The sequence below is a fragment of the Arthrobacter sp. GW822-FHT05G07 genome (assembly GCF_058799755.1).
The window spans coordinates 35,527-57,905 of record NZ_JBXALT010000003.1; the positions used below are offsets into that span (position 1 = coordinate 35,527).

At 60.8% G+C, this 22,379-nt stretch carries 25 protein-coding genes; 21 read left to right on the forward strand and 4 right to left on the reverse strand.

What is annotated here, in order from left to right:
• Positions 1 to 97: 97 nt before the first annotated feature.
• The 9 genes from AC1RJY_RS05300 to AC1RJY_RS05340 all read left to right on the forward strand — a co-directional run bounded on the left by AC1RJY_RS05300 (position 98) and on the right by AC1RJY_RS05340 (position 6,621).
• Positions 98 to 442, forward strand: coding sequence for a hypothetical protein (locus AC1RJY_RS05300; protein WP_498601723.1), 345 nt, complete (start codon positions 98 to 100; stop codon positions 440 to 442).
• Positions 443 to 468: 26 nt separating this feature from the next.
• Positions 469 to 1,194 (forward strand): hypothetical protein, encoded by a 726-nt coding sequence (locus tag AC1RJY_RS05305; protein ID WP_498601725.1) that lies wholly within the window; start codon positions 469 to 471, stop codon positions 1,192 to 1,194.
• A gap of 71 nt (positions 1,195 to 1,265) precedes the next feature.
• Positions 1,266 to 1,529 (forward strand): hypothetical protein, encoded by a 264-nt coding sequence (locus AC1RJY_RS05310; protein ID WP_498601727.1) that lies wholly within the window; start codon positions 1,266 to 1,268, stop codon positions 1,527 to 1,529.
• Positions 1,526 to 1,723, forward strand: coding sequence for a hypothetical protein (locus AC1RJY_RS05315; protein WP_498601729.1), 198 nt, complete (start codon positions 1,526 to 1,528; stop codon positions 1,721 to 1,723). The genes AC1RJY_RS05310 and AC1RJY_RS05315 overlap by 4 nt, the downstream gene beginning before the upstream one ends.
• Before the next feature lie 9 nt (positions 1,724 to 1,732).
• Entirely contained in the window at positions 1,733 to 2,230 is a 498-nt protein-coding gene (locus AC1RJY_RS05320) for a hypothetical protein (protein WP_498601730.1), read from the forward strand.
• A gap of 164 nt (positions 2,231 to 2,394) precedes the next feature.
• Complete coding sequence (locus tag AC1RJY_RS05325; RefSeq protein ID WP_498601732.1) at positions 2,395 to 3,210, forward strand: phage major capsid protein; 816 nt, start codon at positions 2,395 to 2,397, stop codon at positions 3,208 to 3,210.
• 581 nt (positions 3,211 to 3,791) lie between these two features.
• Positions 3,792 to 5,804, forward strand: a complete 2,013-nt coding sequence (locus tag AC1RJY_RS05330; RefSeq protein WP_498601734.1) for a hypothetical protein — start codon at positions 3,792 to 3,794, stop codon at positions 5,802 to 5,804.
• Positions 5,805 to 5,877: 73 nt separating this feature from the next.
• The gene (locus tag AC1RJY_RS05335; RefSeq protein WP_498601736.1) at positions 5,878 to 6,183 is read left to right on the forward strand and encodes an HNH endonuclease; all 306 of its coding nucleotides are present in this window, start codon (positions 5,878 to 5,880) and stop codon (positions 6,181 to 6,183) included.
• Positions 6,184 to 6,357: 174 nt separating this feature from the next.
• The gene (locus tag AC1RJY_RS05340) at positions 6,358 to 6,621 is read left to right on the forward strand and encodes a hypothetical protein (protein ID WP_498601737.1); all 264 of its coding nucleotides are present in this window, start codon (positions 6,358 to 6,360) and stop codon (positions 6,619 to 6,621) included.
• Between the two features lies 1 nt (position 6,622).
• Here AC1RJY_RS05340 and AC1RJY_RS05345 read toward each other — a convergent pair whose 3' ends face one another.
• Complete coding sequence (locus AC1RJY_RS05345; protein ID WP_498601738.1) at positions 6,623 to 6,844, reverse strand: helix-turn-helix domain-containing protein; 222 nt, start codon at positions 6,842 to 6,844, stop codon at positions 6,623 to 6,625.
• Positions 6,845 to 6,894: 50 nt separating this feature from the next.
• On the opposite strand from AC1RJY_RS05345, the gene AC1RJY_RS05350 reads away from it, so the two are divergent.
• From AC1RJY_RS05350 to AC1RJY_RS05380, 7 genes are all read left to right on the forward strand, one after another.
• Entirely contained in the window at positions 6,895 to 7,092 is a 198-nt protein-coding gene (locus AC1RJY_RS05350; RefSeq protein WP_498601739.1) for a hypothetical protein, read from the forward strand.
• The gene (locus AC1RJY_RS05355; RefSeq protein WP_498601740.1) at positions 7,089 to 7,316 is read left to right on the forward strand and encodes a hypothetical protein; all 228 of its coding nucleotides are present in this window, start codon (positions 7,089 to 7,091) and stop codon (positions 7,314 to 7,316) included. The genes AC1RJY_RS05350 and AC1RJY_RS05355 overlap by 4 nt, the downstream gene beginning before the upstream one ends.
• Before the next feature lie 273 nt (positions 7,317 to 7,589).
• Entirely contained in the window at positions 7,590 to 8,366 is a 777-nt protein-coding gene (locus AC1RJY_RS05360) for a hypothetical protein (protein ID WP_498601971.1), read from the forward strand.
• 314 nt (positions 8,367 to 8,680) lie between these two features.
• Positions 8,681 to 10,318 carry a peptide ABC transporter substrate-binding protein gene (locus tag AC1RJY_RS05365; RefSeq protein WP_014922306.1) on the forward strand — a complete coding sequence of 546 codons (1,638 nt, stop codon included), beginning with the start codon at positions 8,681 to 8,683 and terminating at the stop codon, positions 10,316 to 10,318.
• 211 nt (positions 10,319 to 10,529) lie between these two features.
• The gene (locus tag AC1RJY_RS05370) at positions 10,530 to 11,459 is read left to right on the forward strand and encodes an ABC transporter permease (protein ID WP_011775455.1); all 930 of its coding nucleotides are present in this window, start codon (positions 10,530 to 10,532) and stop codon (positions 11,457 to 11,459) included.
• Entirely contained in the window at positions 11,449 to 12,432 is a 984-nt protein-coding gene (locus AC1RJY_RS05375; RefSeq protein ID WP_014922304.1) for an ABC transporter permease, read from the forward strand. Before AC1RJY_RS05370 ends, AC1RJY_RS05375 begins: the two co-directional genes overlap by 11 nt.
• 11 nt (positions 12,433 to 12,443) lie before the next feature.
• The gene (locus tag AC1RJY_RS05380) at positions 12,444 to 14,159 is read left to right on the forward strand and encodes a dipeptide ABC transporter ATP-binding protein (protein ID WP_238324338.1); all 1,716 of its coding nucleotides are present in this window, start codon (positions 12,444 to 12,446) and stop codon (positions 14,157 to 14,159) included.
• Positions 14,160 to 14,386: 227 nt separating this feature from the next.
• Here the strand turns inward: AC1RJY_RS05380 and AC1RJY_RS05385 are convergent, their stop codons facing one another.
• Positions 14,387 to 15,382: an SGNH/GDSL hydrolase family protein gene (locus tag AC1RJY_RS05385; protein WP_498601741.1), complete on the reverse strand. Its 996-nt coding sequence runs from the start codon at positions 15,380 to 15,382 to the stop codon at positions 14,387 to 14,389.
• Positions 15,383 to 15,542: 160 nt separating this feature from the next.
• Between AC1RJY_RS05385 and typA the strand changes: the two genes are divergently transcribed.
• Both typA and AC1RJY_RS05395 read left to right on the forward strand, forming a co-directional pair.
• Positions 15,543 to 17,459, forward strand: coding sequence for a translational GTPase TypA (typA, locus tag AC1RJY_RS05390; protein WP_011775451.1), 1,917 nt, complete (start codon positions 15,543 to 15,545; stop codon positions 17,457 to 17,459).
• Between the two features lie 34 nt (positions 17,460 to 17,493).
• Positions 17,494 to 17,925, forward strand: a complete 432-nt coding sequence (locus AC1RJY_RS05395) for a hypothetical protein (protein ID WP_210063586.1) — start codon at positions 17,494 to 17,496, stop codon at positions 17,923 to 17,925.
• On the opposite strand, the gene AC1RJY_RS05400 is transcribed toward AC1RJY_RS05395, so the two are convergent.
• Entirely contained in the window at positions 17,858 to 18,109 is a 252-nt protein-coding gene (locus tag AC1RJY_RS05400; RefSeq protein WP_498601743.1) for a putative acetyltransferase, read from the reverse strand. The genes AC1RJY_RS05395 and AC1RJY_RS05400 overlap by 68 nt on opposite strands.
• Before the next feature lie 135 nt (positions 18,110 to 18,244).
• Between AC1RJY_RS05400 and fdxA the strand changes: the two genes are divergently transcribed.
• The 3 genes from fdxA (at position 18,245) to AC1RJY_RS05415 (ending at position 21,248) form a co-directional block, all read left to right on the forward strand.
• Positions 18,245 to 18,571, forward strand: coding sequence for a ferredoxin (gene fdxA, locus AC1RJY_RS05405; protein ID WP_017200392.1), 327 nt, complete (start codon positions 18,245 to 18,247; stop codon positions 18,569 to 18,571).
• A 12-nt stretch (positions 18,572 to 18,583) separates the two neighbouring features.
• On the forward strand, positions 18,584 to 19,732 hold the full coding sequence (gene dapC / locus AC1RJY_RS05410) for a succinyldiaminopimelate transaminase (RefSeq protein ID WP_011775448.1): 1,149 nt from the start codon (positions 18,584 to 18,586) through the stop codon (positions 19,730 to 19,732).
• Between the two features lie 232 nt (positions 19,733 to 19,964).
• Entirely contained in the window at positions 19,965 to 21,248 is a 1,284-nt protein-coding gene (locus AC1RJY_RS05415) for a citrate synthase (protein ID WP_026005754.1), read from the forward strand.
• 85 nt (positions 21,249 to 21,333) lie between these two features.
• Here AC1RJY_RS05415 and galE read toward each other — a convergent pair whose 3' ends face one another.
• Positions 21,334 to 22,374, reverse strand: coding sequence for a UDP-glucose 4-epimerase GalE (gene galE / locus AC1RJY_RS05420; protein ID WP_043470474.1), 1,041 nt, complete (start codon positions 22,372 to 22,374; stop codon positions 21,334 to 21,336).
• Positions 22,375 to 22,379 lie beyond the last annotated feature (5 nt).

Sequence of the window (22,379 nt, forward strand, 5' to 3'; positions counted from 1 at the left end):
GCCTGCAAGGTTCGACTCAAGACAGAGAAAGGCCGTGACGCCTCACCAAAGTCCGTCACGGCCTCGGAACCCACCAACAGCTAATTAGGAGATTCTCTTGCCACACCTTACCAACTGGCCCGTCACAGTGCGAGAGCTCGGAAAACTTGCAGAGGCCGAAGGGAAGACCCTTTCGGACCTCTTCCAAGGACTTCTGGAGGAACTAGGTCCACCGCCGATGCCGCCTGCAGGGTTCAAGCCGGATCGCCATTCTGACGTTCGATGGCTCGGGCCTGAGGTCATGCATGAGCGGTGGATCATCACGTCCGTTTGGAACGCGGCCACGGACAGCCGATCCGTGGACGTTTGGCTGGCGGACCACACGGCCCCGAACTATGCCGAGCTGTCGGCCAAAGACGCCCTCGACCTGGTTGCCGCCCTCGCGACTGCAACCAGGAACTAAGGCACGAGAGGAACGGAGGCCACCAAATGGGAGCACAGAACGTCGCCAAGGTATTTGCCCACTGGGGAAGCCTCAGCCACCGGGAAGCACGCGCCCTGACGTTCATGGCCCTCATATCCCTTGACGCGGGCAACCCTCCTGTTTTCTTTGGCGGGTGGGAGGCCGTGGCCACCGCCATCGGGTACGACTGTGACGGTAATAGGGCAAGCGCCAAGGAACAGTATCGGAGAGCCGTTGCCGCCCTCGTTGCGGCTGGTGCCGTGGTTTCCAGTGGACAGGCCAAGTTGGGCGTCCGAGCCGAATACGCCTTGGCGCTGGATCCCGAATTCACATTTGTTCCCGCCGATAGTGGCCGCAACGGTCGGGGCATTGCTTGGTCCTCGATTCCTCGGGAGGGCTCGCGAGACAGTCGCGAATCAGCCGAGCGGGGCACCGAAACGGTGCCCCACATGGACCACCAAAAAAGTGCCCCACCCACCACCGAAAAGGTGCCCCACGTGCCCCACCCTGACGGTGGAGACTGGGGCACCGAAAAGGTGGCCTCTATGAGTACTGATGAGCCACTAGGAGGAATACCAGAGGAAGGACATAGAGGAAAAAAGCGCCAATCACCTTACGTAACTAAGGAACCAGCGCGCGCGAACGACTTCGGCGCACTTGATCAAGAGAAATCCATCGAGGCTGAAAAGGATAGGCAGTCTCGAGCGCTCCAAGCCCTGATAGCTGAATTTGAACAGAAAGAGGCATCATGAACCCACCTATAGAATCTCCGTCGATGTTTTGGACTTGCCCCGACTGTGGAGGTGCTTGGATCCGGAACTTCGTGTTCGATCATGATCCGGCTACGTGCAGGCTTCGGGATCGCGAGGACGCAACCCACCACGCTGACTATGAACGACTGAGTCACCGCTTCTCGCCGCTCACCCGCCAGGCAACGAGCACCGAGCTTGAGCTACTGGCTGTGTTCGCCGGTCCGCAAACCCCGACAGTCGCGGAGGTTGTCGTTGAGCAAATCGCGACTGGCATCCACTCAAGGACCATCGCCGGCGTAAACCCGGACTTACTCCTTGGCGGGGTCCAAGCATGAGCGAGCAACTGGGGCGGGCCGGGCACGACGCCCTAGCCAAGGAACGGTCTGCACGCAAAGCGGCCGAACGCGAAGCCGCCGAACTGCGAAAGTACCGGCGCAAGTTCTACGAAATGCGGAACAAAGCCGAACTCTGGGAATCCCGCGCCATCCGATACAGCAACAAGCTCAAAGAGCAGAACAACAACGCCTAGGAGGCACCCATGACCACACAAGTCAACACCCCCACTCCCGAAAGCAGCCCCGAGGGTGTCACTACTAATGACACCCCAGAAGGCGCCCAGCCCTCTCAGGACGGCCTCAGTACTGCTGAGGCCATCGACGACAGCAAGGGCGGCAACAAGCCAGGACAGGAGGCCGCCAAATATCGGCGCCAGCTGCGCGACACCGAGGCCGAGCGTGACACCCTCGCCGGATCCGTCGACTCGCTCCGAAAGCAGCTCATTGCCCAGAACATGCCGCACGGCAGCAAACTCAACGCTGACGCCCTATGGCTAGCTGGACAGAATGCCGCGGACCTCTTCACCAAAGAAGGCATCATCGACCAGGCGAAGCTGAAAGATGCCGTCAAGGAAACCCACCAAAAGGTCGGGCTGCGCTTTGGCTCCGATCCCGTGCCAGCATCTGGCACGGGTAGCCGTGAAGGCACGGGCGCAGATGGCCCGAGTTGGAGCAAGGTAATGAACAAAGCCAAGCGCTAGCGGGTTGTTTAGCTGGCACCCGGCTGTTAAAATTACAGCGATGTAGTTTTCTAGGCCGGGTGCCAGCTTCCACATCATGTAGCCCCAGGACGGGCAGCCGCTAAGGCAGGGCCTTACGGACAGCAAGACACTTCTCCCCGTAACTTCCGTCCTAGGAGCCCCAAATGACTTTTCTCGAAGCTGCTGCCGAAAGCCTCCTTCCCACCGAATACTCGGACTTGATCACCAAGCCCATCGCAGAGCGGGCGATTCCGTTCCAGGAATCCATTGCCACCGTGGTTACCACCACTTCCAAGGATCTTCAGATCCCGATCCTTCTTGAGGACGCGGGCGCCTCGTGGGTAGCCGAAGGCGCCGAAATTGCGCCGGATGATCCCTCCGTTGGTGAAATCACCGTCAAACCGTCCAAGGTCGCCGGCCTCACGATCATCTCCCGTGAGCTTGCCAATGATTCCAGCCCCTCCGCCCAGGAAATGGTTGGCCAAGGCCTGGCACGCTCCATCATCAGCCAGATCAACGCCGCCTTCCTCGGAAACCTTGCCGCCCCCGCACCCAAGGGCCTCGACTCCCTCGAAAACGTAACTGAGCTGACCGGCAACCTCGCCAACCTCGACATCTTCGCTGAAGCAATCGCCGCCGCCGAAGACGCAGGGGAAAACATCACCGGCTGGATCCTGAACCCCGCCCAGGCCGAAGCTCTTGCCATCCTCAAGGAAGCGACCGGGTCCAACAAGACGCTGCTCGAGAACCCGCGCATGCCCCTCGGTCGCCCGGCCACTGTCAGCAAGAAGGCAACCCCTGGTGTTATCTACGGCGTCGCGGCGCCACGGATCGTCACCGTCCTGCGCGAAGACGTCGAGGTAGCAGTCAACGACTCCACCTACTTCACCTCTGACCGGATCGCCATCCGCGCCACCATGCGTATTGGCTTCGGATTCCCCGACGAAGCTGCCATCACCAGGATCACGCTCACCGCGTAACCACAGACCGTGCGTCAACGTCACCCCCGCGTTCTTAAACTTTCTTACCCGGATCAGGGATCGATGGGCGGGTTTTCTCCTGAATCCCCGTCAGCCCACCCAGCGCACTACGAGTCCCGCCCTTTCCAACCGGCTGGGCGGGACTCACCCCACACTCACAAGTCCAGCATGTGGACACCACGGAAGGTTGCCGATGAGCCAGCGGACCCGAAAAGAGAAAATCCAGGCCATCACGGCGGCATACGACGCCGGCCAGGCATACTGCCCCTCCTGCGGTACCCCGCTCAACTACCACCGAGGCGGCCTCCCCAACTCCGCAACCTTCAACCCAACCACAGACACCATCACCTGCAGCCGGTGCAGCCAACGCTCCCTAATTTTGGGGAGCGCTCCGGACAACTTCCCAGAACCCTCTGACACTCCGTCTGGCATGTCCTTCACCGGGTCCACCCGAACTTTCAAAAAGGAGCACCAAATGGGACTCATCTACGGCTTGCCCGGCAAGCAACAGGCAGAACCAGCCAAAACCGAGAATTCTCCCACCACGTTCACGGGCGCGAGCAACGAAGTTGAGGACCAGGATGACTGATTACGTCTTCGAATCAGAGCTCCTTGCTGACCCGTTCACGTTCCAACGCGCAGCTAACTCCGCCATCACGGTTTATGACGCTAACGACGAGAGCGAGAGCACGCCGCTGTCGCTGAAGGACTTGAACGGGCTGCCTCTAACGAACCCGCTCACATCGAGCGCAGATGCTTTCGTGCCGCCGTTCGTGGCCACGTCCCCGCAGGTGAAGATGTCCGGCGGCGGGCTGAAGGTCATCAAGTCCAGCTTCCAAAGCGTGCGTGACGAAGCAGTGGCGGCGAGGCATGCAGCCCAAGACGCTCAAGCTGAGGCAGCTCAAGCCGGAGCTTCAGCCGCGGAAGCAGCCTCAGCAGCCCTAGCCGATGCAGTCAATGATGCGGAGTCCGCTGCGGCGGCAGCCGCCGCAGCTGCAGCGCTTGTCGGAGCCCCTGCTGACGCTGCCATTGCGGCAGCTGTCGCGGCCCTTGGAACAGCTACTCGGGCGGCGCTTGAGGCAACGATCGCCAGTGCCCTGACAACGCTCCCAGTGTCCGTAAGCGGGCCAGCCGTCCTAGCTACAATCGGCGATTCAGTAACGGCTGGTGGCCAAGGTGGAGGCATTCACTGGCACCAACTCGTATCCGACTACCTCCGCATCACCGTTTGGAATCCGTCCGTACCAGGGGAAGCACCCGCCGACATCGCTACAAGGCAAGGCGGGCTTGCGCCAGCACTCACGCTCGCCGGCGGAATGATCCCCGCGGACACATCGCCAGTCACCGTGAACACAGTCAGCCCAAGCACTGGATGGCGGAACCTTGCCGGAGCTGGATTCCAGAACATCGGTCACTTCCAAGGACGCCTATGCGGGATTCCTGGCACTCTTGCCCATGATCAAGCCACGGGAGCATGGACATTCACCCGTACAACGGCGGGAACAGCGACCGCATGCCCGAACGGTTCCCTCTTCTACACCCAGGAAGGCAAGGCCAACCGGGGCGCTATCCAAACCTTCTGGGCGGGCCGCAATGACCCCAACACTGCCAGAGTGCTCAGGGACACGGCCAGCATGGTTGGCTACCTCACCGAACCGAAACGCTTCCTAGTATTCGGCATTCTCACAACCGGCACCGAAACAATCGGCACAGCCGGGCACACGAATGTGACAGCGGCGAACAACGCCCTCGCAAGCGCCTACCCTGAGAACTACTTCGACATGCGCCGCTACTTGATCGATTACGGTCTAGCGCAACTTGGCCTCACCCCGACAGCGCAAGACAACATCGACATCACTGGGGACACCGTTCCCGCGACGCTCCGGGCAGACGGCACACACCCCAACGCACTTGGCCAGCAGGTCATCGCGCGCAAGGTAGCCCGCCTCCTGATCTCCAAGGGATGGGTGGACGCAACCGGAGCGGTCATCCCAGGCTTTGACGACACTCCCGCGCCGCCCACCGGCCCGACGGTGTTGTCGATGACCACCACCACATCGACAGCCACTATCCCATCCCCGGACGCCTTGAAAACCGCGGCAAACATCTCAGCCCGAGTCGTCGGAAACTATGACTCGCTTGTATCCAAGACCATCATGGGCAGATACAACACGACTGGCGACCAACGGTCCTGGCAGGTGATCACGCTCTCCGGCGGCAAGCTTCGCCTTCAGCTGTTTACGGCCGGCACAGCAACACCTGTCACAACCGTGGACTCCACCGTTGCCGCTACGACCACGGCAGGCGCGCTCCTCGGGATCCGGGTCGACTTCAACGCCGCAGCAGGATGGGTGGACTTCTACACCAGCACAGACGGCACAACGTGGACCCAACTCGGTGCACGGGTTACATACACCGGCATCACGGTCTTTGCAGGAACGGCACCATTCACCATCATGGGCGGCACGGGCAAGATCAGAACCATCAACCTGACCTCTGCTGACGGGGCAATCAGCTACGTCAGCGAAGACTTCACCGACAGTGCCGCACCTGGCTGGACTTTCACCAACGGCGCCGCACTGATCGAAGAGTGAACTCCGCACACAGCCTGAGGGGTATGCGCTCACTGCATACCCCTCAGGCGCATGGACGGCTGAAAGGAACAGCATGGCCACCAGCAGGACAGGCACATCAACATGGAAGCGCGTCTCACAGTCAGCCAAGAGGAACGCAAGGCGTGATGGTCAGGAGCGTTGCCCCTACTGCAAGGTCATCCTCAACTACGACGTCGGACTCTTACCAAACAGCGCTGAAGCAGACCACATCATTCCGCACTCCAAAGGCGGCCTCGATCGTATGTCGAATGTGGTCGTGATATGCCGTCGCTGCAATCAGTCCAAGGGCAACAGGACCACTCCCAAGCCCTCAGTAGTGCTCGCGGCCAAACCACTGCGAACAAGCCGTCAATGGTAGCTGTGAGCGTCCCCGAGGACCAGGGGAGGGTCCCCTCGGGTGCCCCATTGCGCGTCGTCCCCCTTGGTACAGCGAAAATATCCCCCCGAGATTCTCCCGCTGGGCTTCAATGGCCATTGGCGGCCATCCATGTAGGTAGGAATCGTCTCTGAATCGATGTGAAGGAAGTGCGCTGTGGCAGTTTTTGAGTTCACCATGACTGGCAGGATTGAAGTCGATGGGGATGACCTGGGTGTGGCTGTCGCAAACTCGTTCCGCACGCAGCCAAATGGCTTAGGTGAAATCGATGTTGAGTTCGGCTTCAAGTTCCGTGAGGATCCGGCATTCGCTTTGAAGGTGCTGCTTCAGCAGGGTGTTTTCCACGTTATGAACGAAAAGGCGCCGGGAGCATGGGAGGCGCTCAGCTTGGACGCCACGGTGGAGCGAACCGCTCCGTAATTCACTCTGATAGCTGGCGGAGCATCCGGGCTATGTTGTCCCGCCGTTCTTTCGTCCACGGTTCGGGCTTTTCTGGCGTGGCGATGATGGCTTGGTAGTGCTCTTCGGTGAATCGGTAGAGCCGGCCGATCTTGCTGTGCGGCCACTTGCCGGCGCTGCACATTCGGTAAACGGTGTCCACGGCGACATTCAGGCGGGCGGCCAGATCCGCGGCCGTTAACATTCGAGGCTCTTCCATGTGGCAAACAGTACGACTTCACTACTGTTGAAGCCATGACAACTCCAAAGCTCGCATACTCGTTCGAGGAAGCGGCTACAGCCATCGGCTACAGCGTTGACACCATTCGACGTGCTGTCCGAAGCCGCGAACTCGTTGCCCGCTACGCCAACTCCAAGCCGGTTATCCTTGCCGACGAACTCACCGACTGGCTGAAGGCGTTACCCACCGAGGCGCCAGGCGATCGGCCGTGACCGGAACAGTCTTCCGCACACCTGAAGAGGTAGCCCCAGAGTTGGGGATGACCAAGACGGAGCTCCGGCGCTACTGCCGGGAGTCCGGTCACTGCACCAGGCTCAGCAAGAACCGCATCATGCTGCACGCCGACGACGTCGCCAGCATCATCGATTGGGTCCGAGCAAGACGGGCGAAGAAGGACGAGTGGTGGACCGAGACCGCGCACGATCCGTTCGCTTAGTCCGCAAAAAGTCCGCAGCAGGTCCGCGCCACACCATCTTTGGCCGTCTTGGAGCAACGGAATTATCTATGAATTTCAACGGATTCAGAAGGTTTCGTCATGCCTCGTGTATATAAGGTACGTTCCGCTTCAACGTCTAACCCCATGAGCCGCGACCCGATCCCTCAAGCCGCAGGGGAAGGCCATCAGCACAACTCCGGCACCGGTGAAGCAACTGGTGAGGCCCCACCGGGCGCGAGTGTGAATGGAAGTACCCTTCCAGCGGTGACCAGGATGCCTCCAGCTCACTGGTCGTTCTGGTCGTACCTCTGGCGGTATTCCCTGCGCATAGGCCTTCCGGTTATTGCCTTGGGAATGTTCTTTGGGTACTTGGACAGCACAGGCTACGAATTACCTACGGATCCGGAGATGGTAGCCAACATAGCCGTCTTTGGCGTCATGTTCGGGGGCCTTAGCCAGATCATTGCATTCGTTGTTGCCTTGGCTGCTTTCATCATTGAGGGGCCTGCCCGTAGGCAGTGGGCTGCTTACCGGGGAGCGGGTTGGACCACCTCGCAGTGTCGGTCCGCCTACTCGCTCCACAAGCGGGAGGCGGCCGCCCTCAGGCTCGATTCACGCCTACGTGAGCTCGGGCTAGCCCCTGTCCAGCCCCAGGCTGCTCTGACGCCTTCGCCGCAAAAGAACCTCTCTAAAATGGATCGGTTGTGGGCTTGGCTTGCCATTCCTCTGTGTGCATTCCTGGTCTTCGTCCTGGTGGGTCCCTGGTTGGACACGAAAGACGTCCAGACCCTTCAGTGCGAGGTGGTGTCGGCGGAGCCGGGAACCAACTCAGGCGGAACGCGAGGGGGAGCCTCTACAGCCTCAGTCTTGGTGAAGACATCGAATTGCGGGACGTTGGGGATATCCCGGGGCGTTAGCTTCGACAACCGGGACGAAGTCGCCTCGAGTTTCACGATCGGTGCGACGTATGGCTTCGACGTTGGGTGGTACAGCCGCACGTTCTTCAAGAACAACATTCAATCAGTGCGTGCGTATCGGCTCATTGCGTAGAAGTTCGACAAAGCACGATGTCGAAGGGCTCCGGTTCAACAGAACCGGGGTCCTTTTTTCGCGCCAAAATCGTCCTGTCCTGCTGTCAGACAGCGAATATTACCACCGGGTAGCGTTTGACTTGAAATCCCTGACAATTTAGGCATCTGGAGGTTGCGGAACGGTTACAGTTTGGCCAGCAAGTCCCAACATCCGGACACAATGTGGGTAGGCTTACACACACATGTAGGCAACGTCACAGTAGGAAACTGTGCCTTTGCCTGGGGGAAATCACGAATTTTCCCTGCTCAACTCCACGACACATAGGAGGCGGAATGCGTTTCTCGCGCACTTCCAAAGCTCTAGGCGTAGCGGCGATCATCGCCCTCGCAGCTACCGGTTGCGGTGGCGGCGGCAGCAACGACTCCGGTACATCTGCGGGTGACCCGAACAAGGTCATCATTGCCGACGGCTCGGAGCCGCAGCGTCCGCTGATGCCGGCCGATATCAACGAGGTTGGCGGCGGAAAGATTGCAACTCTGATCTTCTCCGGCCTTGTCAGCTATGACCCGTCCGGAAAGCCGGTAAACGAGCTGGCGGAGTCCATTGAGGCGCCCGACGCACAGAACTTCACCATCAAGATCAAGAAGGACCAGAAGTTCACCAACGGTGACGCCATCACGGCTAAGACGTTCGTGGACTCTTGGAACTACGGTGCAGCAGCAAAGAACGCGCAATTGAGCGCCACCTTCTTTGAGAGCATCAAGGGTTACGACGAAGCAAGTGCAGAGGGTTCCACTGTGGACACGTTGTCCGGCCTCAAGGTCGTCGACGACACCACGTTCACCGTTGAACTCAAGCAGCCGGAATCTGACTGGCCGCTGCGTCTCGGTTACACGGCGTTCATGCCGGTCCCGGCGGCGGCACTCGCAGACCCCAAGACCTACGGCGAAAAGCCGGTAGGCAACGGCCCGTACAAGATGGCGGAAAACGGTTGGCAGCACAACGTGCAGATCCAGCTCGTCCCCAACCCGGACTACAACGGTCCTCGTAAGGCAAAGAACGGTGGCGTGACGTTCAAGATCTTCCAGAACGATGACGCCGCATACCAGGATCTCCTGTCCAACAATCTGGACATCCTGCAGGTCATCCCCACCAGCGCGCTGAAGAACTTCAAGTCTGACCTTGGCGACCGCTTCATCGAGAAGCCCTACGCCGGTAACCAGACCATCGCCATTCCGGAATACCTCCCGGAGTGGAGCGGAGAAGCCGGCAAGCTCCGTCGCCAGGCAATCTCCATGGCCATCAACCGGGAAGAGATCACCAAGGTGATCTTCAGCGGCGGCCGCCAGCCTGCCAAGGACTTCACTGCTCCCGTCCTGGACGGCTACAGCGACAGCATCCCGGGCTCGGACAACCTGAACTTCGACGCCACCAAGGCCAAGGAACTCTGGGCCAAGGCAGACGCCATCCAGAAGTGGGATCCGAACACTGCCTTCACCATTGCGTACAACGCTGACAAGGGCGGTCACAAGGCTTGGGTTGAGGCTCTTACCAACCAGCTGAAGAACAACCTCGGCATCAAGGCAGAGGGACTTCCGTTCGCAACGTTCAAGGAAGCCCGCGATCTTGCTACGACCGGCAAGTTGACTGGTGCAATCCGCGCCGGTTGGCAGGCAGACTACCCGTCGCTGTACAACTTCCTCGGCCCGATCTACAAGACCGGCGCTGGCTCGAACGACGCCCGCTATGAGAACCCGACGTTCGACAAGGCCATTTCCGATGGACTGTCCGCACCGTCCGTGGCTGAAGGCAACAAGGCCATGAACAAGGCCCAGGAAATCCTGCTGCAGGACCTGCCGGCTATTCCGCTGTGGTACCAGGTATCACAGGGTGGCTGGAGCACAGGCGTCACGAATGTTGACTACGGTTGGGACGGCGTCCCGCTGTACTACAACATCACTGGCAAGTAACCGCGAAACGGCGGCGGAGGTGCTCAGCTGAGTGCTTCCGCCGCCGTATCACGTTGCAAATCAATGACGCCCAACTCCGGTTGGGCGTCCTTGTGCAGACCTTCGCTTGCCTTGGCTTGGAACGTTTGCACATCAGACGAAAAGGTTCTTCGATGAACAACTCCGCTGCACCCATGGACAGGGTGCCTGCTGATCGGGGTGTGATGCGCTGATGGCGACATACATCCTCAAACGCTTCCTCCAGTTGATCCCCGTTTTCCTTGGGGCCACGCTGCTGGTCTACTTCCTGGTGTTCAGCCTTCCTGGCGACCCCATTGCCGCACTGTTCGGCGACAAGCCTGTCAATGAGGCTGTTGCTGCAAAGCTGAGGGCTCAGTACAACCTGGACCAGCCCTTCATCATCCAGTACCTGCTCTATCTCAAGAGCATCTTCACGTTCGACCTCGGCCAGGACTTCTCCGGCCGCCCCATTGCCGCCGTCCTCGGCGAGGTATTTCCTGTGACGGCCCGCCTTGCAGTGATGGCTTTGATCTTTGAAGCAGTCTTCGGCATTGCTTTCGGGCTCATTGCCGGTCTGCGCAAGGGCAAGCTCTTTGACGGAACCGTTTTGATCGCCTCCCTGATCGTTATCGGTATCCCGATCTTCGTCCTTGGCTTCATACTCCAGTTCTTCATCGGTGTGCAGTTGGGGTGGGCGAAACCAACTGTCAGTGCGGCCGCAACCGTGCAGGATTTGATCCTGCCGGCAATCGTCCTTGGGTTGGCTTCCTTCGCGTATGTTCTCCGCTTGACCCGGACCAGCGTCATAGAGAACATGAACGCCGATTATGTCCGGACAGCGACGGCTAAGGGACTGTCCCGCTTCAGGGTTGTCAACGTCCACATTCTGCGTAACTCCCTTATTCCGGTGGTGACATTCCTGGGCGCAGACTTGGGCACGCTGATGGGTGGCGCGATCGTCACGGAAGGCATCTTCAACGTTCCCGGCGTGGGCAACAGGCTCTATCGTGCCGTCTTGTCGGGTGAGGGACCCACGGTGGTCTCCATTGTCACGGTGTTGGTTTTGATCTATTGCCTCTCCAACTTGCTTGTTGACCTCCTATACGCCTGGCTTGACCCGAGGATCCGCTATGACTCCTGAAAGTAACCTGACCGGGCAGCACACCGCCCGCCGACACATCGAGCACTTTGTTGCCGACCTTGACGAGACGCCGCTTCAGGCCACGGACAAGGTCAAGGAAGACAGCGCTCCTTCAAGCCTGTGGGGTGAGGCTTGGAAGAACCTTCGCAAGCAGCCGTTGTTCATCATCTCGGCTGTGATGATTCTGGCCGTTGTAGTGGTATCCCTGTTCCCGGGCCTGTTCTCACAGATCGATCCGTCCTCTGAGGCGTGCCAGTTGGCCAACTCGGATGGTGGACCAACGAGCGGACACCCGCTTGGTTTTACCCAGCAAGGTTGCGACGTTTACGCCCGCGTTATTTTTGGTACCCGCTCGTCAGTGACGGTGGGTCTCTTCACTACCATCGGCGTGGTTCTGTTCGGCGGCGTTGTGGGTGCCCTTGCCGGCTACTACGGTGGCTGGGCTGATGCCCTGCTGGCCCGCCTGACGGACATCTTCTTCGCATTGCCCCTGATCCTGGGCGCGATCGTCATGATGCAGCTTCCCGTGTTCCGCGCCAACCGCACGGTGTGGACCTTGGTGTTGATCCTGATTGTCTTTGGCTGGCCCCAAATCGCGCGAATCACCAGAGGCGCTGTGATTGAGGTCAGGAATGCTGACTTTGTCATGGCGGCCAGGTCCTTGGGCGTTTCACGTTTCCGCTCACTGCTGCGCCACGTATTGCCGAACTCGCTCGCGCCGATCATCGTCGTGGCCACGATCTCCCTGGGCACCTTCATCGTCGCAGAATCAACCCTCTCCTTCCTTGGTATTGGGCTGCCGCCGAGTGTCATGTCCTGGGGCAATGACATCCAGGCCGCTCAGGCATCATTGCGATCCAACCCGATGCCCTTGCTCTACCCGGCCATTGCTCTCTCCATAACAGTCTTGAGCTTCATCATGCTGGGCGATGCCCTCAGGGATGCCCTGGACCCCAAGGCGCGTAAACGATGAAAGGCGAAGCCATGAACTCTTCAGTTCACATCCAGGAAGAAGTCGCTGGCTCGGAGCGTCCGCTGCTGGAGATCAAGAATCTCGCGATCAACTTCACCACCAGTAATGGTGAGGTCAATGCTGTGAGGAACGCCCACCTCACGGTCATGCCTGGGGAAACTGTGGCGATTGTGGGGGAGTCAGGCTCAGGGAAATCGACGTCAGCCCTGGCGGCCATCGGGCTGCTTCCCGGGAATGGACGAGTTGCCGGCGGCGAAATTCTGTTTGACGGCGAAGACATTGCCCATGCCAGCGAGAAGCGGATGATCGAGCTTCGCGGCAATTCCATTGGGATGGTTCCGCAGGATCCCATGTCCAACCTGAACCCCGTCTGGAAGATCGGATTCCAGGTCAAGGAGACGTTGAAAGCGAACGGGCTTCCTTCCGGACCCGAGGACGTGGCCAAGGTGCTTTCCGAAGCCGGTCTGCCCGACGCCACCCGCCGCGCCAAACAGTACCCCCACGAGTTCTCCGGAGGTATGCGCCAGCGCGCGCTCATTGCGATTGGGCTTTCGTGCCAGCCGCGCCTCCTGATCGCGGATGAGCCGACTTCTGCCCTTGATGTTACGGTCCAGCGGCAAATTCTGGATCACTTGGACAAGATGACCTCCGAGCTGGGAACGGCTGTGTTGCTCATTACCCACGATCTCGGCCTCGCAGCTGAGCGCGCGGACAAGGTAGTTGTCATGTACAAGGGCCAGGTTGTGGAGTCCGGCCCGTCTCTGGAACTTCTCCGTAACCCCCGGCACCCCTACACTAAGCGGCTGGTTGCTTCGGCGCCGTCCCTGGCGTCACGTCGTATCCAGGTTGCCAAGGAGCAGGGTATCGAGTCGGAGGAGCTGCTGGCTCCTGTTGAGCCCGTCGTCGTCGAGACGGCTCTGCCGGAGGAGGTCCTGAAGGTCCAGGACCTGACCAAGGTCTTCAAGCTTCGTGGAGGAATTGGCAAGTCCACAGACTTCACCGCCGTGGATTCCGTGTCTTTTGCTGTCAAGCGTGGAACCACCACGGCGATTGTTGGCGAGTCGGGATCCGGCAAGTCCACAGTGGCACAAATGGTCCTCAACTTGCTGGAACCGACGTCTGGAAAGATCATCTTTGACGGCGTGGACACGTCCACGCTCGGCAGCAAGGATCTGTTCAAGTTCCGTCGCCGGGTTCAGCCGATCTTCCAGGACCCGTATGGTTCCCTCGACCCGATGTACAACATCTTCCGCACCATTGAAGAGCCGTTGAGGACCCACAAGATTGGCAACAAGGCCAGTCGTGAGAAGAAAGTACGCGAGCTTCTGGACCAGGTGGCGCTGCCGCAGTCCACCATGCGCCGTTACCCCAACGAACTCTCCGGTGGCCAGCGCCAGCGCATTGCCATTGCGCGTGCCTTGGCCTTGGATCCGGAAGTCATCATTTGTGATGAAGCGGTCTCCGCACTGGACGTCCTCGTTCAGGCCCAGGTGCTGAACCTCTTGGCTGACCTGCAGGACAACCTCGGCCTGACGTACCTGTTCATCACCCACGACCTTGCGGTGGTGCGGCAGATTGCGGATCACGTCTGCGTCATGCAGAAGGGCAAGCTTGTGGAGACTGGCAGCACGGATGACGTGTTCGACAACCCGAGGGAGGCCTACACGCAGGCACTTCTGGACGCCATCCCGGGTGGTTCACTGCTGTTGCCCCCAGAGGTGGCCTGACCGGCGTCGTAAGTTTCATCAGCCGGTCAGCAACAGAGCCGGTGGTTCCCCGGAAGGGAACCACCGGCTCTTGCCGTTAACTTCGTGTTGTGAGGCCTGCTGCGCACGTCATAAAGCTCGCGAAGCGTGCAGAGCGGGCCGCGCAACGCGCAACTACGTATTGTGAGGCCTGCTCTGCGCGCAAAAGGGCTCACGAAGCGTGCAGAGCGGGCCCCGCAACGCGCGCTCTACTGCGCAGGTGCAGATTCAGGTGCAGATTCCGGTGCGGAGGCGGCGCTGTCCCGGCGTGCCGTGAGGCCAAGCGCAGTGAATTCGTGAGCCAGGGCGGCGCCCAGCTTTGCATGCCCGGCCGGCTTCAAGTGCACGCCATCTTGGAGATCCACAATCGCGTTGTAGCGGGTGAGCCAATCGCCCGCGCTGACGAACGGTATGGCGTGCTTGGCGGCGATGCGGCCCAGGAGGGCATCTATTTCCGTGCGGCGTCCGCCTCCGTTGCTCACGCCCCTGGCAAGGGTTCCAATCATGGCCAGCGTGGTGCCGGGGTAGCGCTTCTTCAGGGCGGCGAGAAGCCGCTCGGCGTTGCTGGTGATCTGGGCGTCGGTGGCACGTTGTGTGGCGTCGTTGCCGCCACCTTGGATCACGATCAGCGGCGGGTCGCCGAAGGGCAGCACCCAGTCGCCGCGTTGCAACGCATCGATGTAGTTTCCTGTCTTGCCATTGCTGGCCACGTACCCGGTGCCGCCCATGCCTACGACGTGCAGTTTGTAGCCCATGGCTGCGATGCCCTGCTGCGGCCAGGAGTCCTTCGGCATTGACTGGGAGTCGCCGATGAGTACCGCCGTGTGGCGCACGTCTGCGAGAACCACTTCGCTGCGGTTGTTCGCGGGGTTTTTGTACAGCGAGCCCACGGGTAGGTTCAGCGAGCTGGGGGCCGGGGCGATCCTGAGCGGTTTATCCGCGGCCGATGTCTGCGCGGGCCCGGGCGCGGTTGAGCCAGAGGGGGCGCTGATTGGTGCTGGGCTTGGTCCGCAGCCCACCGAAAGAACGCCGATGGCGATCAATGGTGCGAGCAGGCGGAACACGGCCGGAGCGTTTCGCATCGTTGTTCTCCACATGGCACTGGTTCTGCAGCCCATCATGGTGCACGGGGCATGGAAAATCCAGCATCTGGACTTGCGTTTACGTAACAACTCGAAAGTGTGAGCAGCGCCACATTGAAGCACTGAATCGCTTGCTTTTTAGGCTGAGAAATGCAACTGCGTTTAGACTGGATGCAGGTGCCCTGTGTCCCGGGGTCTTTTCGCTGTGTGTTCCGATCAAGTCGATCAGGTATGCGCGCGGATACAAACAGCTGACTTCACCACTGAAACGAGTCATTAACGCATGTCTGAAACCATCACCAACACTGCGTCGCGGAGCGATCTGCGCAACGTCGCGATCGTCGCACACGTTGACCACGGCAAGACCACCCTGGTCGACGCCATGCTCAAGCAGACCAACTCCTTCGCTTCCCATGGTGAGGTTGAGGACCGTGTCATGGACTCCGGTGACCTGGAGCGCGAAAAGGGCATTACCATCCTCGCGAAGAACACCACGGTTGCCTACAACGGCCCGTCGTCCAACGGCGAGACCATCACCATTAACGTCATCGACACTCCTGGCCACGCCGACTTCGGTGGCGAGGTAGAGCGCGGTCTCTCCATGGTTGACGGCGTCGTCCTTCTGGTCGACTCCTCCGAGGGCCCCCTGCCCCAGACTCGCTTCGTGCTCCGCAAGGCCCTTGCCGCGCACCTCCCGGTCATCCTCCTGGTCAACAAGACCGACCGTCCCGACGCCCGCATCGACGAAGTTGTCCACGAGTCCATGGACCTGCTCCTGGGCCTCGCTTCGGACCTCGCCGACGAAGTTCCGGACCTGGACCTGGACAAGGTCCTCGAAGTTCCCGTCGTCTACGCCGCTGCAAAGGTTGGCCGTGCGTCCCTGGACCAGCCGGACAACGGCTCGGCTCCGGAGAACGAGGACCTCGAGCCCCTCTTCAAGACCATCATCGAGCACATCCCCGCTCCGACGTACAACCCGGACGGCGTGCTGCAGGCACACGTGACCAACTTGGACGCATCGCCGTTCCTTGGCCGCCTCGCCCTGCTCCGTATCTACAACGGCACCCTCCGCAAGGGCCAGACCGTGGCCTGGGCGCGCGCCAACGGTGAGCTCAAGAACGTCAAGATCACCGAACTGCTGGCCACCAAGGCTCTGACCCGTGTACCTGCCGAGTCCGCCGGCCCGGGTGAAATCGTTGCCGTCGCCGGCATCGAGGACATCACCATCGGTGAAACCCTCACGGACGCCGAGAACCCGCAGCCGCTGCCGCTGATCACTGTGGACGATCCCGCGATCTCCATGACCATCGGTATCAACACTTCGCCGCTGGCCGGCAAGGTCAAGGGCGCCAAGGTCACCGCCCGCCAGGTGAAGGATCGCCTGGACAAGGAACTGATCGGTAACGTCTCCATCAAGGTCCTCCCCACCGAGCGTCCCGACGCTTGGGAAGTCCAGGGACGTGGTGAGCTCGCGCTGGCCATCCTGGTTGAGCAGATGCGTCGCGAAGGCTTCGAGCTGACCGTGGGCAAGCCTCAGGTTGTCACCAAGACCATCGACGGCAAGATCCACGAGCCGATGGAGCACATGACCATCGACGTGCCGGAAGAGTACCTCGGCTCCGTCACCCAGCTCATGGCTGCCCGTAAGGGCCGCATGACCAACATGGCCAACCACGGTACGGGCTGGTGCCGCATGGAATTCATCGTGCCTGCACGTGGCCTGATCGGCTTCCGCACCAAGTTCCTCACGGACACCCGCGGCGCCGGTATCGCAGCTTCCATCTCCGAAGGCTACGAGCCGTGGGCCGGCCCCATCGAATACCGCACCAACGGTTCCATGATCGCCGACCGCGCCGGTGTTGTTACGCCGTTCGCCATGATCAACCTGCAGGAACGTGGTTCCTTCTTCGTGAAGCCCACCTCCGAGGTTTACGAAGGCATGATCGTGGGCGAGAACTCCCGCGCGGATGACATGGATGTGAACATCACCAAGGAAAAGAAGCTCACCAACATGCGTGCAGCTTCCTCTGACTCCTTCGAGAACCTGACGCCGCCGCGCGATCTCACCCTCGAAGAGTCCCTCGAATTCGCCCGTGAGGACGAATGCGTTGAGGTTACGCCGGAAGATATCCGTATCCGCAAGGTCATCCTGGACTCCAACGAGCGCGCCAAGGCCAACCGCGCCCGCGCCAAGTCCTAGCCTGTACTGGTCTGAACCAGTCAGGAACAGCTGAATGAAGAGAAGAGTCGCCGGTTCGGTCCGTGGCATTGCCACGGCCGTGCCGGCGGCTCTTTTCGTCGCCTTGGCCGGTACGGTTTTGCACCGGCAGACCTTGCTTTGGTCCGGGGTGGAGATCTCATGGGGCGTGGCCGCTGCGCTGCTGCTGCTTGCCTCTGTGCAGTTGTGGCTCGCTTCGTGGTCCCGCTCGGTAGTACCGACGGCGGTGGCAGGCGTGGTGAGCTATGCCGCCGTCGGCTTCCTGTCCTCAGCCGGTGCGGCCAAGCAGTTGATACTTGGTGACGCGGTGGGCAACGTGTGGGTCTTCGGCATCGGCGTAGTGACGTTAATCATGCTTATGGCTGTTAAACCGCTGGTTGTTAGTCGGATGCGACGCGGGCGGACTGACGCCGCGGCGGTGGCGGGGGAACCTCTTTCGCCGCGATAACCATTGCCAACGGAATTTCGACGTCGGCAGTACGGGTCCGTACGGTACAGGAACCTTCCGTGGTTCCCACCAGATAGCCCAAGGCGTCCGTCAACCCGTCCTCGATCCGGTAGCGGACCACCACCCGGATGCCTGGTTCTGCGTCGAGAAGGAATTGTCGGGGCGGCAAATTCGGGGGAGTCACCGTTTCATACTAAGACGCGGGCTAGGTTGGCGTCAGCGCACTGTTGGATAATAGGCTCGGAAGTTGAGTGCCCGGCATGATGCCGGCCGTATTACCCCGGCTATCGCCGGGACAAACCGTGGAGAGGTCTGGGACGTGACGTACGTAATCGCGCAGCCGTGTGTAGATGTCAAGGACAAGGCATGTATTGAAGAATGCCCTGTCGACTGCATTTACGAAGGTGAGCGTTCCCTCTACATCCACCCCGATGAATGTGTCGACTGTGGTGCCTGCGAACCCGTGTGCCCGGTTGAGGCCATCTACTACGAGGATGACACCCCGGAGGAGTGGGCCGACTACTACAAGGCCAACGTGGAGTTCTTTGACGATCTCGGTTCCCCGGGCGGTGCCGCCAAGATCGGCAACACGGGCAAGGATCACCCGTACATCGCCGCGCTGCCCCCGCAGAACCAAGACCACTAGGCGGTAGTTTCTTTGATTTCCGCGGCGCCGGCTTTCGGCCTGAACCTGCCTGACTACCCCTGGGAGGCCATGGCGCCGTATGTTGCCACGGCCGCCAAGCATCCCGGCGGTGCAGTGAATCTCTCTATCGGAACGCCGGTGGACCCCACCCCCGGGCTGATCCGTGAGGCTCTGGCCAACGCTGCCGACGCCCACGGCTATCCCACGGTTCACGGTACGGAAGCCTTGCGGCAGGCCGTTGTGGACTGGTTCGCCGGTCGTCGCGGCGTCCCGGGGCTGGATCCCAAGGACGTCATGCCGACGGTGGGTTCAAAGGAGCTGGTGGCTTGGTTGCCGTTCCTGTTGGGTTTGAGCGCCGGGGACGTCGTTGTGCGTCCCACCGTCGCGTACCCGACCTACGACATCGGAGCCTCACTGGCAGGTGCCACTGCCGTTGCAGCTGACGACCTGGATGAACTCGATCCAGCCACCCGCGCTAAAGTGCGCTTGATCTGGATCAACTCACCGGGCAATCCCACGGGCAGCGTCCGGGACGTTGAGTCACTCCAAAGGATCGTAGCTCAGGCCCGTGAGCTCGGAGCGGTCGTGGCCTCTGACGAGTGCTACGCGGAGCTGGGCTGGGGCGAATGGGATGCCCAGCGCGGCGGGGAAGCCGTCCCCAGCATCCTGGATCCCCGGGTTACCGGTGGTTCCACGGATGGCCTGCTGTGTGTCTACTCGCTCAGCAAGCAGTCGAACCTTGCCGGGTACCGTGCCGCGTTCGTGGCCGGAGATTCGGCGATCATGGCGAATCTGGTCAACAGCCGCAAACATGCGGGCATGATCGTTCCCTACCCTGTGCAAGAAGCCATGCGTGTTGCGCTGGGAGATGTCGGCCATGTCCTGGCCCAGAAGGACCTGTACCGGGGGCGACGCGAGAGGATCGTGCCGGCGCTTGAAAAGTTCGGGCTGACAATCCACGAATCCAAAGCGGGACTCTACCTCTGGTCCACGGCCGGCGAAGCCACCTGGGATACGGTGGCGCGGTTCGCTGAACTTGGCATCGTGGTGGGCCCGGGCGTTTTCTACGGCGATGCCGGCAACGGATTCATCCGGGTGGCCCTCACCGGAAGCGACGAGCGAATTGATGCCGCCGTTGAACGGCTCACCACAGCCTCATAACAATGCTGTGACTTGCACCACTAATAGCGTCATTCCGCCAGTAACCGGACGGCACGGATTAGTTCCGTAGGGTTACTGGCGGTAACTTTTTAACTGACTATCAATGGTGGCCTTCACTAAGAAAGCACTTCGGTCGTTGGAGCCCTGCAACAGTAGGGTCGAAGGCGGCGGCACCAGAAGTTGGTTGGACAAGCGTTCGATAGAGGCCCAAAGGCCTCATGAAGGGGACTCCATGACTGAGACCACCAGCGCGACACTGCGCCATGCCGGCGGCGAACTCGAACTGCCGCGCATCAAGGTTGTAGAAGGAAACGAAGGTTATGACGTTTCCAAGCTGCTGAAGCAGACGGGCGCCGTTGCCTATGACCCCGGCTTCATGAACACAGCGGCCACCACCTCGGCCATCACCTACATCGACGGCGACGCAGGTGTCCTGCGCTACCGCGGTTACCCCATCGAGCAGCTCGCGCAGCACTCGAGCTTCCTCGAGGTTTCCTACCTGCTGATCTACGGCAACCTCCCCACTCCCACGGAGCTGGAGGAGTTCGATCAGCGCATCCGTCGCCACACGCTCCTGCACGAAGAGCTCAAGGGCTTCTTCGGCGGATTCCCGCGCGACGCCCACCCCATGCCGGTTCTCTCCTCGGCTGTTTCGGCGCTGTCCACGTTCTACCAGGACTCGCTGGATCCCTTCAACGCGGAGCACGTGGAAGTTTCCACCATCCGCCTCATGGCCAAGCTGCCGGTTATCGCTGCCTATGCGCACAAGAAGTCCATCGGCCAGCCGATGCTCTACCCGGACAACTCCATGAACCTTGTGGAGAACTTCCTGCGCCTTAGCTTCGGCCTTCCCGCCGAGCAGTACGAAATGGACCCGGTGGTCGTCAAGGCCCTCGACCTCCTGCTCATCCTTCACGCCGATCACGAGCAGAACTGTTCCACGTCCACCGTGCGACTGGTGGGCTCGTCCAACGCGAACCTCTTCGCGTCGGTGTCCGCCGGCATCAACGCCCTCTTCGGCCCGGCGCACGGTGGTGCCAACGAGGCCGTACTGAAGATGCTCCGCCAGATCCAGGCCGACGGCATCAAGCCCGAGGACTACATGGAGAAGGTCAAGAACAAGGAAGACGGCGTCCGCCTCATGGGCTTCGGACACCGCGTCTACAAGAACTACGATCCCCGCGCCAAGATCATCAAGGCAACGGCACACGAAGTTCTGGGCAAGCTTGGCGGCAACGACGAACTGCTGGACATCGCCATGCGCCTTGAAGAGAAGGCACTGGCCGATGACTACTTCATCCAGCGCAAGCTGTACCCGAACGTCGACTTCTACACCGGCCTCATCTACAAGGCCATGGGCTTCCCGGAGAAGATGTTCACCGTCCTCTTCGCCATTGGACGCCTCCCGGGCTGGATTGCCCAGTGGCGCGAAATGATCAACGACCCCCAGACGAAGATCGGCCGCCCGCGGCAGCTCTACACAGGGGAGCCGGAGCGCAACTACCCGGCCAACTGATACGGCAACAGCGTCAATAACGACGGCGGCCGCCCACCTCGCGAGGTGGGCGGCCGCCGTCGTTGCTTGCCGTGTTTGCGGCGGATTAGGCGTTGCTCGCCGCGGCAGGCTCGGCAGCGTTGTAGCCGTAAGGGTTGTTCTTCTGCCAGCGCCAGTGGTCCTCGCACATCTGGTCCACGGTCTTGGTGGTGGACCATCCAAGGTCAGCGAGGGCGGACGAAGCGTCGGCCCAGAAGGCGGGGAGATCGCCGGCGCGGCGGCCGGTGATCTCGTACGGAATGGGCTGGCCCACGGCCTTCTCGAAGGAGCGCAGTACTTCGAGAACGGACGAACCGCGGCCGGAGCCAAGGTTCCAGCGGCGGACGCCGGCGCGCTCGGCGATGTAGTTCAGGGCTGCTACGTGGCCGTCTGCCAAGTCCACTACGTGGATGTAGTCACGCTGGGCGGTGCCATCGGGGGTGTCGTAGTCGCCACCAAAGACCATGAGCTTCTCGCGGCGTCCCACGGCTACCTGTGCGATGAAGGGGACAAGGTTGTTCGGGATGCCTTGGGGGTCCTCGCCGATGCGGCCGGACGGGTGTGCGCCCACGGGGTTGAAATAGCGCAGCAGTGCGATATGCCAGCGGTCATCGGCGTTGCCCAGGTCCGAGAGGATGTCCTCGATCTGTTCCTTGGTGCGGCCGTACGGGTTATTGGCGCCGATTTCCATCTTCTCGATGTAGGGGATCGGGTTGTGCTCGCCGTACACGGTGGCTGAGGAGCTGAACACGATGGAGCGCACGTTGTGCTTGTCCATGGCGCGGAGCAGGTTCAGGGTGCCCACGATGTTGTTGTAGTAGTAGGCGAGGGGTTCCTGGACGGACTCTCCCACGGCCTTCAGTCCCGCGAAGTGGATCACGGCGTCGATCTGGTGCTGGTCGAACACGGCCTCAACTGCGGGCTCGTCCACCAGGTCCACCTGGTGGAAGGCGGCGGTCTTGCCGGTGAGCTCCGACACCCGGCGGAGGGATTCCTCGCTGGAGTTCACGAGGTTGTCGAGCACAACGACGTCGTGGCCGGCTTCCTGAAGGGACAAAACGGTGTGGGAACCGATGTAGCCGGTGCCACCCGTGACAAGAATTTTCATGGTTC